We start from the raw sequence: 12,437 nt of genomic DNA on the forward strand, positions 1-12,437 counted from the left end.
CCCGCGGTGGGTTTCCGGCGCGCTGCCCCCCACGCGCCGCCCCCGGGGGGGGGGGGGGGGGGGGGGGGGGGCCGGGGGGGGGGGGGGGCCCCCCGGGGGGGGGGGGGGGGGGGCGGCCCCCCCCCCCCACCCCTCCCAACCAATCGGAACTAGGCCTGGTAGGCGCCGAGCTTCTTGGCCTGTCGGTAAGCCTTCTTCCGGGTGAAGTACTCGCCGGACGGCTTCATGTACAGCAGGACGACGGCGGCCAAGGTGGCCACCAGGCTCACCAGCGTCAGGACGCCAACCACCGGCCCGGTGGTAAAAAGGCCGATCAAGCCGATCAGGGAGAGCACCGCTAGGATCGTCAGGACGATTCGTGCCCAGTTGAAGCCGGCACGGACCAGCAGGGCAAGCCCAACCCTTACGGCTGTCCCGAGGATCACGCCCAACACCGTGGAAATCGTGCTGCCTGCCACGCTGTCGGCGAGTGCCTGCGAATCAACCTGTAGGCCCAGATCCCGCGAAACGGTCTCCAAGTACTCGAGGTACTCCGGCGAGTTCATGTAGGAAATGGTGAAGGGCAGCGAGATCAACCCGAGGACCGCGGTGCCAATCAGGAGCCAGAACGCCATGTTCACCTGTTGGGGACGGGCCGGGTCCTCGGCGGGTGGCGTCTGTCCGTAGGGATTTCCCGGGTACGCGTAGCCGCCCTGCGCCGGCGAGGCCTGCCCCGGATAGTTGTAGCCGCCGGGGGCACCGGGGTTGGGCTGCCCGCCCTGGTGCGGCCCCTGCTGCCCCGGCTGGCCTTGCTGCCCGGAATTCCACGGCCCGGGATTGGATCCTGATTGGTTGTTTGGCTGCGTCGGTTCACTCACGCGTTATTCCCCCTGTAGATATGTCGCCGTGACGGCGCTTGCGGTGTGCCGCCCTAAAACGGGCGTATCGGTACTTCAGCGCCAGCCTAGCCGCGATCGATGCAGGAGTGGAGGAACCCCGGGGCATGGTGCTCCACTTTTTTACTTGAGACTGCCAAGCGAGAGCCCGCTCTGCCAGGACTGGTGTAGCCGAAAAGCAGCAGCACCGTTACAACCGTGGGACGCATCGGTAGTAGCAGATAGGGCGTGGGCGGGACCTTGGGAGGGCGGAGTGTTCGGGCAGGGTTGGCCTGGCTGCTACTCCGAATTCACCGCGGATTAACCTCGGCTGGGTGAACTCTAAGAGTCCTACCAAGCACGACCCAGAGGTTCCATGAATACCGATTTGCCCTCCAGTCCGCAGGTGCCCGCAGACGTTCCGCCCTCAGCTGGCGGATTGTTCAATTTCCGTGACGCGGCAGCAGGAACCGGAACTCCGGGACTGCGCCGGGGACTGCTGTTCCGGTCCGGAGCCCTGAACGGCCTTGACGCTGCCGGTCTCGCTGAACTGGCTGCACACCGGATCACCATGGTGGTGGACCTGCGCGAACCGGCTGAGGCTGCCGCGGCTCCTGATCATGTTCCCGCTGGGACGCAGGTGCTGAATGTTCCCCTTTACCGCGGAAGCATCCCCGTCTCCGAGCCGATCGAATCCGTTTACCGGCATCTGTTGCAGAACTGCGCCCCGGCGCTCACCAGCGCCGTGAGCGAGGTGATCCGGAACCTTGACGGCCGGGTCCTGGTGCACTGCGCGGCGGGGAAAGACCGCACCGGGCTGGTGATCGCGCTGGTGCTTGACGCCGCGGGGTCCTCCCGCCGTGCCATTGTGGAGGACTACGCGCGCACCGAGGAGGCCCTTCCCCGTTCCTTCCGGCAGGCGGTGCTGGCCAGGCTTGGCGGCCTAGTCACTGATTCTGCGGAAATGGCCACCGCTGTCCGACTGCACCTGGCCAGTCCGCCCGAGGTCCTGGACGGCGCACTGCAGGAGCTGGCTGCGGAGTCCTTCGACGGCGAGACAGGTTCCGCCGCCTATCTGCTGCGGCACGGTTTGGGCCGGGATCTGCTGGCCCGGGCCCGCGTCCTGCTGCACGGCACCGGAATTCCCGCTGCATGAACGGGCACGGGTACACCCTGATCCACCTCACGGACACACATTTGCGTCACCCGGGTGAGCTGCTCTTTGGTGCCCTGGACACCTGGGCACGCACCGCCGAGGCCCTGCGCGCTGCCGCCCGCTACCGGCCCGACGCCGTGGTGGTGACCGGTGACATCGCGGATTGCGGCCGGGACATCTACGCCGGTGCCGCAGGGCTTTTCGCCCGGGCCGGCCGGGAGCTGGGCTGCCCGGTGATCGTGCTGCCCGGTAACCATGATGTTCCCGGCACCCGGGCGTGGACGGCAGAAGAGTTCACGGGTTCGCGGACCGACACGGGGCCCGGGCCGGGCGACGATGTGCATTTTGTGGGGGGTCTGCGCCTCATCACGCTGGATTCGGACGACCCCGGCCAGCCCGCAGGCCGGCTCACGGGAGAACAGCTGCACTGGCTGGACACTGTCCTGGCCGAGCCTGCACCCGACGGCACCGTCCTGGCCCTGCATCATCCACCCGTCGATTCTCTGCTGCCGCAGCTGGCCGGCCGCGGGCTGGCCCGGCCAGCAGAACTCGCCGGGGTGCTGGCCGGCACGGACGTCCGCGCCGTCCTGTGCGGGCACTATCACCATGCGGTGTCCGGCCGGCTGGGCGCTGTTCCGGTCTGGGCCGGCCCGGCGGTGTCCTACGGCCAGGATCTTTTGGCCCCGCCGGGAACCGTGCAGGGCGTGGACAGCAGCTGGCTCTCGGTCATCCGGCTGGGCGAAGGCAGTTTCAGTGCCGTACCGGTGCCGCTGCAGCCCGCCGGAGCCGTGGTGTTCAGCAGGAACGCCGTTCACCCACAAACCACAGCGCACCCCGGGGCCGTCCCGGCCGCTGGCACGATCCGTTCCGACCGTCCCCTCCCGGAGCCCATACGGGCACCGGGCCACCCTTACCGGCAGCAGCCGCTGCTGCCGGTCGCCGAAGGAGAACCCGTTGCTGCACCGTAAGTACCCCGCCCTCGCCGTCGTCTCTGTTGCTTCGCTTGCTCTCCTGACCGCCTGCGGCGGCAGCGCCGACGGCGCCGAGAACTCGCCGGCAGCCGGAGCGTCAGGCGCCGCTTCCGGCGCCGCCGGCACGCTCACGGTGTACACCTCCGAGCCGCAGGCCAAGATCGATGAGGTGGTCGCCGCCTACAACGAGGTCAATCCGGAGGTTCGCGTTGAGGTCTTCCGCGCCGGCACCGGCGAGCTGAAGACCCGGATCGCCACCGAGAAGGAGACCGGAGGCATCCAGGCCGACGTGATCCTCGCCGCCGACGTCCCCACGTTCGAGGCCTACGCCGCCGAGGGCGACCTGCAGGTCCTGGACATCGACAACGCCGGAGAACTGAGCCATGACCTCTTTGACGACCTGGTCGACGCCGAGGGCTACTACGTGGGCACCCGCATCATTCCCACCGTCATCGCCTACAACACCACGCTGGTGGACAGCGCCCCGGATTCCTGGGCCGAACTGACCGACGAAGAATACAAGGGCATGATCGCCATGCCGAACCCGGACGTCTCCGGTGCCGCTGCCTTCAACACCACGGTCTGGCTCGAAACCCCGGACCTGGGGGAGGACTGGCTGAAGAACCTGATCAAGAACGAACCCACCGTGCTGGAAAGCAACGGTCCGGTGGGTCAGGCCGTGGCCGCCGGCACCTCGGGGATCGGGATTGTGGTGGACTACGTGGCCCGCGAATTGGCGGCGAAGGGCTCGCCCATCGCCCTGTCCTACCCGACCGACGGCGTTCCGTACGTCTCCCAGCCGGCCGGCGTCTTCGCTGATGCGAAGAATCCGGACGCCGCCAATCAGTTCGTTCAGTTCCTGGTTTCGAAGGAAGGCCAGGAACTGGCCGTGGCGCAGTCCTACCTCCCGGTGCGGAACGACGCCGGTGTCCCGGAGGGTGCGCCTGCCCTCGCCGACCTTGAGCTGCTGAACCCGGACCTCACGGTGATTGCCGAGAAGCAGGCCGGCGCCGTCGCGAAGTTCAATGATCTCCTCAAGTAATACCGTGTCCCTGCCGGCGGGGCGGGTCAGCCCCACCGCCCGGGGATCCCGGGGTGACGGATCCCGTGGCGATGGACTGCACTGGCTTCGGCTGGCCGTTTGGGCGGTGCTGGCGCTGCTGGTGCTCCTGCCACTGGGCGTCATTGTGTTCCGCGGGGCCCAGCCGGCCAACGCCGACGTGCTCACGGACCCGGCCGTGCTGGCGGCGGCGTGGAACTCGGTTTCCTCGGCCGCCGGATCAGCCGCGCTGGCCACCGCGTGTGGTGCGCTGCTCGCCGTCGTCCTGGACCGGACCGATCTGCCGGGCCGGACGGTGCTGCGCTGGATCTTCCTGCTGCCGTTCCTGATTCCGCCGTTCATTGGGGCGATGTCCTGGATGGCGCTGCTCGCTCCGGCCGGCACCGTGAACAAGGCGCTGATGGCGCTGACCGGATCCGCGGGCCCGGTTCTGGATATTTACGGCGGCAATGGTGTGGTGTTCCTGCTCGCCGTGCACTCCTATCCGCTGGCCTACCTGGTGATCAGTGCAGCGCTGCGCCGGGTTCCCGGCAGCCTCGAAGAAGCCGCCCGGATCAGCGGTGCGGGCGGGCTGCGCACGTTCTGCCAGGTGACCCTGCCGCTGGTGCGCCCGGCCGTGGTGGCCGCGTTTGTGCTCACGCTGGTGGCTAACCTCTCCGACTTCGGCATTCCAGCACTGATTGGCCTGCCCGAGCGGTACACCACGCTCACCACCCTGGTGTACCGCTATCTGGCCTCCGGCACGGTGACCAATCCGCTGCCCGCCGTGGCCGCGATCGGCGTCGTGCTGCTGGTCCTGGGCCTGGCCGCCGTACTGCTGCAGCGCCGACTGCCCGCCGGCAGCGAACTGGGAGGCTCCGGAGCGGCCGCACTGCCGCTGCAGCTGGGGTCCGCCCGCTGGCTGGTGACGGCGCTGCTGTGGTGCACCGCCGCCGTCGTCTGCGTCCTGCCGCTGCTGGCGCTGACCGAGCAGGCGCTGCTGCCCGCGCCCGGAGTGCCGCTGACCTGGGAGAACCTGACCCTGGCGAACATTACCCGCGCTGTCACCAGCGGCGGAGCGCTGACCGGCATCGCCAACTCGGTGCTGCTCGCGCTCGGTGCCGCGCTGGCGTGCGGTGTGCTGGGACTCGGTGTTGGTGCGCTCCTGACCCGGACCAAACACCGCTCCAACGCCGCGCTGGACGTCACCGCCATGCTGCCGCAGGCGCTGCCGGGCCTGGTCCTGGCCGTCGCGTGGCTGCTGATTGCTCCGGCGCTGGGCATCTTCAACACGCCGTGGGTGATCCTTGGCGCCTACGTCATGGCGTTCCTGGCCCTGGTGGTCCAATCCGTGCGGGCACCGCTGGAATCCGTGCCGGTGTCCCTGGACGAGGCCGCGCGGATCTCCGGTGCAGGCCCGCTGCGGGCCCTGGGCGACGTTGCGCTGCGGCTGAGCGTGCCCGCGGCGGTGAGCGGCGCCGTCGTCGTGGCGCTGACCGCCGTGCGCGAACTGACCATTTCCATCCTCCTGGTGGCGCCCGGCTCCCAGACGCTGGGCGTGGTCATCTTCAACCTTCAGCAGGCCGGAGACTATAACTCGGCGTCCGCCTTGGCGCTGCTGGTCACGATTGTCGGCGTCGCGGGGCTCTCCGCGACCGCCGCCCTGGGTGCCCGCCGCACAGCGCGCACCCGCTTCCGGAAGGGAAAGTAAATGTCTTCGATCAGCCTTCAAGGCCTGCGCCACGTCTATGCCAACGGCCATGTTGGCCTCGCGAATGTGGACCTGGAGGTGCACGACGGCGAGTTCCTGGCTTTGCTGGGCCCGTCGGGTTCCGGCAAGACCACGCTGCTGCGCAGCATCGCCGGGTTTGTTCAACCGGAGGGCGGCACCCTGCGCCTCGGTGGCACGCCGGTGGCGGGGCCGGGCGCCTGGGTGCCGCCGGAGAAGCGGAACCTGGGCATGGTGTTCCAGGATCACGCGATCTGGCCGCACTGGTCAGTGGCCCGGAACGTGGGGTATCCGCTGCGCCTGGCGGGGGTGCCCCGCAAAGCTGCGGATGCCCGGGTGCGCAGTGTGCTGGGGCTGGTGGGGCTGGACGGGCTGGGGGAGCGGCCGCCCGCTGCACTCTCCGGCGGGCAGCGGCAGCGCGTGGCCCTGGCGCGGGCGATCGTTGGCGCTCCGCAGGCCCTGCTCCTGGACGAAGCGTTGTCTTCCCTGGACGAACCGCTGCGGGCTCGGCTCCGGCTGGACTTGAAGGCGCTGACGAGCGAGCAGGGACTGACCTCGGTGCACGTCACGCACGACCGTGCGGAGGCCCTGGCCCTGGCCGACCGGGTGGCGGTGCTGCGGGCCGGGCGGATTGAGCAGATCGGCACCCCGGAGGAGCTGGTAAGGAAGCCGGCGTCGGCGTTTGTGGCGTCTTTCGTCAGCGATGCCGTGCTGCTGGACGGGACTTGGGCAGAGGGACAGCTTCAGGTCGCGGAGGGCATCAGCATCCCCGGCGCACGGCTCGACGCCGGACCGTGCCTGGGCGCAGCCGGTCTGGGGCACGGTGCGCTGGCGGTGACCGCCGCGGTGTCTCCGCTGGACCTGGTGCTGCACCCGGTGCAGCCGCCCCTGCACCCGGTGCAGCCGCCCCTGCAGCCGAACCTTGTCGGGGACGAAGGCTGGGACACCGGTTGGGACGTTGGCCGGGCACGGACCGGTGTGGTGACCTCCGCGCTTTACGGGCCGCACGGGTTTGACGTCTCCGCGGATTGGCAGGGCAAGACGCTGCGGGCGCATGTCACCGGATGGGTACCCAAGCCGGGGGACCGGGTGTTGCCGGAGGTGCTGAGGGCTCATGTGTTCGCTTCCGAGGCTGCACGCCAGCAGTCGGAAGCAGCTCCCCGCACACTGGTGCCGGCGTGAGCGCGGCCCGGAGGCCAACTCAGCGGCTGGTCCTGGTCCGGCACGGCGAAACGGACTGGAACCAGGAGCGACGGCTGCAGGGCCGCACCGATAATCCGCTGAACGGCGTGGGCCGGGCCCAGGCGCGCAAAGCCGGGCGGCTGCTCGCCGCCGATCCGTGGAATGTGGTGGTGTCATCGCCGCTGCTGCGTGCCGTGCAGACGGCTCACCTTATTGCTGACGCGGCCGGACTGCAGCCGGCCGGCACCGTCCCGGAGCTGATTGAGAGGGACTATGGGCCCGCAGAAGGGCTGCCCCTGAACGGGCTGACCGAACCGCAGCTCACAGCTGCCCTTGGCGTCGGCGAACCGGAACAAGCAGTGGCGCGTCGCGGGCTCGCTGCCCTGCGCGATTTGGCCCTGCAGTTCCCCGGCCAGCGGATCATCGCCGTGGCGCACGGCACCCTGATCCGGCTCACCCTCTCTGAGTTCACCGGCCAGCCGTATCCCCGGGTGCTGAACGGCGAGGTGGTGGAGGTTCCGCTGGCCGCGCTGCTCGCGGAGTCTGCGGTGTGAGCCGGGTAGTCGGGTCGGGTAGACCGCTGGGCTGGACGCAGTTTTCCTCCGATTTGGGATTTTCCTGCCGTTGTGGAATTTCCCTCCGCTGTGCTGTGGCAGGGAAATCCCAAACCGGTCGATTTCACCCAGAACGGAGGGGTTTCCCGACCGGCCCCGGGCACCTGACGAGCGACACCTCGCTCAAGTCGGCATCCAGCGCCACATTTCACTCAACTCCGTCAGGGCCGCTGTAGGATTGTAGACAAGTTATCCGCGTCAAGCGGACTTCTACACGGCCCGGATTCAGCACCCGGAGCCCCGACCGGAATGTGGTTCCTGATGGCAATATTTGATCCCCTGGAGCGCGAGTCAACGCCGTCGATCATCGCCGGGAAACTACGTACCGCCATTGGCTACGGACAGATCGCGCCGGGCAGCCAGCTGGTCGAGACCGAGTTGGCCAAGGAACTGGGTGTGAGCCGCGGTCCCCTGCGCGAGGCCATGCAGCGCCTCACCCAGGAAGGCCTGCTGATCAGCATCCGAAACCGTGGGCTGTTTGTCATCACCATGACCGACGCAGAGGTGCGGGACATGTACGTGGCGCGCACCGCCGTCGAGCGGGCCGCCTCCGAACTCATCCTGCAGCGGGGCGGCCAGGACGTTGCGGCCAAGCTGCTGCAGACTGTGCAGTCCATGAAACAGGCTGCCGACAAGGGAGACATGGACGCGATGTCCGAAGCAGACATGGAATACCACTCCACCCTTGTCACCGCCGCGGAAAGCCCCCGGCTCACGCGCATGCACAACACTCTGCTCACCGAGACCCGGATGTGTCTCACCGCGTTGGAACGCCGTTATCCGGATCCGCATGCACGGGTGGGTGAGCATCAGGCCATCGCAGAAGCCCTGGCCGCGGGGGACGAGGACCTCGTCGGCCGGCTCCTGATCACCCACATGGACGATGCCCTGGAGCGGCTCACCGGCGGCGGAAACGTAGAAGCGGCAACGGCGTAACGCCTGGACGGCCCGCGGCGGCAGGACAGCGCGCAGTTTCCCACTGCTCGTTACTGGAGTGACCGGTGGGGTCACACTAGTAGACAGCTCTAACAGAGGCTGGGAATCCGTGCGCGGGCCCGCTCACCGATGACTCCCTTAACCGACGACGACGGCGGACGCCTGGGTCCCAGCGCAGCCCAACCCCGCTACGCCACGTGGCGCAGACACATCAGGGCATAGGCCCCCGACGCCGCGATCAGCTCGGCGATACTGACCGACTCATTGACCTGATGTGCCTGGTCGTTGAGCCCGCCGGGGCCCATCACGATCACCGGCAGGCCGAGATCCCGGGAAATGAAGCCGCCGTCGCACGCCGCGGACCAGGCATTCACAACGCTGGCCACGCCGACGTCGGCAAGCGCCTTCACTGCGTTCGTTACCAAGGGATGCGACGGCGGGGTGCGGAAGCCAGGCATCTCCATGGTTACGGAGGCCTCCACCGAGATACCGTCGGAATCGATTCCGGCCTTGTGAATCCGGGCCAGTAACTTCTCCAGGATCAGTTGGGGGTCCTCATCGGGCAGCAGCCGCCGATCCAACGACACTGTGCACTCCGCTGCCACCATGGAAATGCCGGTGCCGCCGCGGATGAGCCCGATATTCCAGGTCCCCGAGCCCAGTAGGTCATCCGCCTCGGACTGCAGATGGGCGTGGTCTGCGCGGACCAGATCCAGGATTTTCGCCGCAGCGTCGATGGCGTTGCGGCCATCCGCGGGCCGGCCGGAGTGCGCCGACTTCCCGGTGACGGTCAGCTCCAGGTAACTGTCCCCGCGGCAGGCGATAACCGTCTCCAGATCGGTGGGCTCAGCCACCACGCACGCCGAATAGGGGAAGGCCGGGGCGAGCGGGGAAACCGGAACAGCTGCCAGCGCGGCAGCGGTGTACGCGCGGATACCAATGCCCAGATCCTCCTCATCCACAGTGCAGACCAAGGCGGCGCTGCCTGACAGTTCGACGCCGGCAGCTCGGAGCGCCTTAAACGCAATAAGCACCGCCGCCAGTCCACCCTTCATGTCCGTGGCACCCCGGCCAAACAGCCGGCCGTTCCGGACGGTGGGCTCAAACGGCGGACGGTCCCAGCCGACCCCGGCGGGCACGACGTCGGAGTGCCCCAGAAAGAGCAGACCCGGCTGGGTGCCACCCGGCAGAACGGCGGTGAGGTTTGGTCGGCCTGGGTTCACCAGCTCTGTGGATACCTCCAGGCCCGAGCCGCGGCAGAAATCCGCCAGAACATCCACGGTGGCCTCCTCGGTCCCGCCAGGATTCTCACCCCCGGCGGCGACCAGCGCGGAGGTCAGCTCAACGAGGTCCGCCTCGCTGATCAGGCTCAGCACCTTGGCCTCCAGGTCGTTGACTTCCTGATGCCCGGCGCGTCCTACCAAGCTGGACTGGGCACTCACCGCGTCCCGCCTCCGCGCATTCCGCCACCCAGCCCGCCGTCATCCAATGCCGCCAGCTCCCGGTCCATCGCCCGGCGCAGCCGGATAATGCCTTCCTCGGCCCGCTCCGGAGTGGTGGAGGCGAAGCAGAGCCGCAGGGCGTCGTCGAACTTTCCGCTCGCCGACAGTGCGGGGCCGGGGATAAAAGCGACCCCTTCGGCGAGAGCCGTCTCGAACAGTTTCTGCGTGGAGATGTGCGCGTCCTCGCCCTGCAGGGTGAGCCAGAGGAAGAAGCCGCCCTCGGGGTCGGTGGTGGTGATCCGGTTGCCCATGTGCCGGTGCAGGCTCTCCTGCATGGCGTCCTTGCGGTGCTTGTATTCGGTGCGCAGGCCGGCCAGGTGCTGGTCCAGGCCGCCGCGGCGGATGAACTCGGCCACGATGTGCTGGGCGGGCACGTTGGTGCAGGTGTCCATGGCCTGCTTGGCGTTGATGACCAGCTGGCGCACGGCGGGATCGGTGTCCACCCAGCCCACCCGCAGACCGGGGGCCAGGATCTTAGAGAAGGTGCGGACGGAGAAGAGCAGCGGATCGTTCGGGCTCAGGGTCTGCAGGGAGGGCAGGTCCTCGCCTTCGAAGCGCAGCAGCCCGTACGGATCGTCGTCGATGATCACGGCGTTCCACTCGTGCGCGAGTTCCAGCAGCCGCTGCCGGCGCGGCAGGGAGAGCGTGACGCCGGACGGGTTCTGGAAGTTGGGAATGGTGTAGATGGCCTTGGGAATGCGGCCGGTGGCTGCGACCAGCTCCGGCAGGGCCTCCACGATCAGGCCGTCCTCGTCCACCGGGGCCTCCAACAAATCCGCGCCGTAGCTCAGGGCGGTGGCGCTGCCATTGGTGTAGGTGGGGCTTTCGACGATCACCAGGTCACCGGGGTTGATGAAGATCTTGCAGGCCAGGTCCAGGCCCTGCATGCCCCCGGCGGTGATGGTGATACGGTCGGGATCCGCGGGCTCCGAGGTGCCGGCCAAGTAGCCCACCAGGGCCTCGAGCAGCCCGGGTTCACCCTCGGTGGCGCCGTAGGTCATGGAGCTGTGGTCCAGGACCTTGGCAGCGATGTCGCGGAATTCCTCCACCGGCACCGCTTCGTCGGCGGGGGAGCCCATGGCGAAGCGGACAATGTCATGGGTCTGCGAGGCCAGCAGCGAGGTGCTGGAATCGATCACGGAACCGACCAGGCCGGCGGCACGGTCCGCCAGTGGGAGAGCGGTCCGGACGTCAGTGGTCCGAGGCTGGGCGGCAAAGGAGTTCACGGTCATGGGCTAGCTGCCTTTCTGGAGCAGTTCCCGCGGGAAGCTGGTGAGGGGTTCCACGCCGTCGGGGCCGACGCGGATTGATTCGGAGAGTTCGTAGCCGTAGTTATCCATCCACATACCGCCGATCAGATGGAAGGTCATGTTTTCCGCCAGGACGGTTTCGTCCTCGGAGCGGAGCGAGATGGTGCGTTCGCCCCAGTCCGGCGGATAGCCGATGCCGATCGAGTACCCGATCCGGGAGGGCTTTTCCAGACCGTACTTGGCCAGCGTCCGGTTCCAGGTGCGGGCGAGCTCGTGCACCGGCACGCCCGGCTGGACTTCGGTAAGGACCGCGTCCAGCCCGTCGGCGACGGCGTCGGCCAGTTTCGCGAGCCGGTCCGACGGCGGCCCCAGCACCACCGTGCGGGCCAGCGGCGCGTGATAGCGGTGGTACGCACCGGCGAGTTCCACCACCACGGCCTGCCCGGCCTCAAATCGGTCCTCGCTCCAGGTCAGGTGCGGGGTGTCCGCCGCCTCGCCGGTGGGCAGCATCGGCACGATCGCCGGGTAGTCCCCGCCGATGCCGTCCACCCCGGCAATCTGCGCGGAGCTGATGGCGGCGGCGGCGTCGCACTGGCGGACGCCGACGGCGATGCTGGCGACGGCGGCTTCCATGGCCCCGGTGCAGATCCGTGCCGCCTTGCGCATCAGCTCAAGCTCGGCGGGGGATTTGACCGCACGGACCCAATTCACCAGTTCGAAGCAGTCCACCAGCGTCCATTCCGGCACGGCGTTGACCAGGGAGCGGTAGGCCTTGGGGGAGAAGAAATGCGAGTCCATTTCCAGGCCCACACAGCCCGCAGCCGCCGGGGCGATCAGGTGGCGCTCGCGGAGGGCGAAAGACACCCAATCGAAGGGGTGCAGGTGCGGGCGGTGGACATACCGCTCCGGGTAGCCCACAACATTTTCCGGAGGAAGCCACGTGGTGCGGGTCGCGCCGCCGGCGTCCATGGCCCTGGTGAACAGCAGCATCGGCCCGTCCGCGGGAACAAAGAGCACCTGGGGTGTGTAGAAGGACCAGGCGTTGTATCCGGTGAGGTAGTAGAGATTCGCGGGGTCGGTCACCAGCAGGGCGGAAAGCCCCTGCCGCGCCATCCGCGCGCGGACCCCGGCGAGCCGGGCATCGTATTCCTCTTGGCTGAACAGCAAGCGGGCACCTCCATATATCGGGTTGATGTGGGGTTGG

At 68.4% G+C, this 12,437-nt stretch carries 11 protein-coding genes; 7 read left to right on the top strand and 4 right to left on the bottom strand.

The features are described 5' to 3' along the window. Window positions 1-149: 149 nt before the first annotated feature. Window positions 150-857: a hypothetical protein gene (locus ABIB35_RS08305; protein WP_354180480.1), complete on the bottom strand. Its 708-nt coding sequence runs from the start codon at window positions 855-857 to the stop codon at window positions 150-152. A gap of 373 nt (window positions 858-1,230) precedes the next feature. Between ABIB35_RS08305 and ABIB35_RS08310 the strand changes: the two genes are divergently transcribed. The 7 genes from ABIB35_RS08310 (at window position 1,231) to ABIB35_RS08340 (ending at window position 8,481) form a co-directional block, all read left to right on the top strand. Further along, window positions 1,231-2,010 (top strand): tyrosine-protein phosphatase, encoded by a 780-nt coding sequence (locus ABIB35_RS08310; RefSeq protein ID WP_354180482.1) that lies wholly within the window; start codon window positions 1,231-1,233, stop codon window positions 2,008-2,010. Beyond that, a complete protein-coding gene (locus tag ABIB35_RS08315; RefSeq protein ID WP_354180484.1) occupies window positions 2,007-2,978 on the top strand; it encodes a metallophosphoesterase in 972 nt (323 codons plus the stop codon). Before ABIB35_RS08310 ends, ABIB35_RS08315 begins: the two co-directional genes overlap by 4 nt. Beyond that, complete coding sequence (locus ABIB35_RS08320; protein WP_502915760.1) at window positions 2,968-4,023, top strand: ABC transporter substrate-binding protein; 1,056 nt, start codon at window positions 2,968-2,970, stop codon at window positions 4,021-4,023. Before ABIB35_RS08315 ends, ABIB35_RS08320 begins: the two co-directional genes overlap by 11 nt. Beyond that, entirely contained in the window at window positions 4,007-5,731 is a 1,725-nt protein-coding gene (locus ABIB35_RS08325; RefSeq protein ID WP_354180488.1) for an ABC transporter permease, read from the top strand. Before ABIB35_RS08320 ends, ABIB35_RS08325 begins: the two co-directional genes overlap by 17 nt. Further along, window positions 5,732-6,931, top strand: coding sequence for an ABC transporter ATP-binding protein (locus tag ABIB35_RS08330; protein ID WP_354180489.1), 1,200 nt, complete (start codon window positions 5,732-5,734; stop codon window positions 6,929-6,931). Next, window positions 6,928-7,485 (top strand): histidine phosphatase family protein, encoded by a 558-nt coding sequence (locus ABIB35_RS08335; protein WP_354180491.1) that lies wholly within the window; start codon window positions 6,928-6,930, stop codon window positions 7,483-7,485. Before ABIB35_RS08330 ends, ABIB35_RS08335 begins: the two co-directional genes overlap by 4 nt. Before the next feature lie 321 nt (window positions 7,486-7,806). Beyond that, window positions 7,807-8,481 carry a GntR family transcriptional regulator gene (locus ABIB35_RS08340; RefSeq protein WP_354180492.1) on the top strand — a complete coding sequence of 225 codons (675 nt, stop codon included), beginning with the start codon at window positions 7,807-7,809 and terminating at the stop codon, window positions 8,479-8,481. Window positions 8,482-8,669: 188 nt separating this feature from the next. Here ABIB35_RS08340 and ABIB35_RS08345 read toward each other — a convergent pair whose 3' ends face one another. From ABIB35_RS08345 to ABIB35_RS08355, 3 genes are read right to left on the bottom strand one after another with little or no spacing between them, the layout of a single operon-like run. After that, a complete protein-coding gene (locus ABIB35_RS08345; protein ID WP_354180493.1) occupies window positions 8,670-9,923 on the bottom strand; it encodes a M20 family metallopeptidase in 1,254 nt (417 codons plus the stop codon). Next, window positions 9,920-11,215, bottom strand: a complete 1,296-nt coding sequence (locus ABIB35_RS08350) for an aminotransferase-like domain-containing protein (RefSeq protein ID WP_354180495.1) — start codon at window positions 11,213-11,215, stop codon at window positions 9,920-9,922. Before ABIB35_RS08350 ends, ABIB35_RS08345 begins: the two co-directional genes overlap by 4 nt. Before the next feature lie 3 nt (window positions 11,216-11,218). Continuing rightward, on the bottom strand, window positions 11,219-12,400 hold the full coding sequence (locus tag ABIB35_RS08355) for a M24 family metallopeptidase (protein WP_354180496.1): 1,182 nt from the start codon (window positions 12,398-12,400) through the stop codon (window positions 11,219-11,221). Window positions 12,401-12,437 lie beyond the last annotated feature (37 nt).

The organism is Arthrobacter sp. UYP6 (assembly GCF_040547315.1).
In the GTDB taxonomy this organism is placed as follows: domain Bacteria; phylum Actinomycetota; class Actinomycetes; order Actinomycetales; family Micrococcaceae; genus Arthrobacter_B.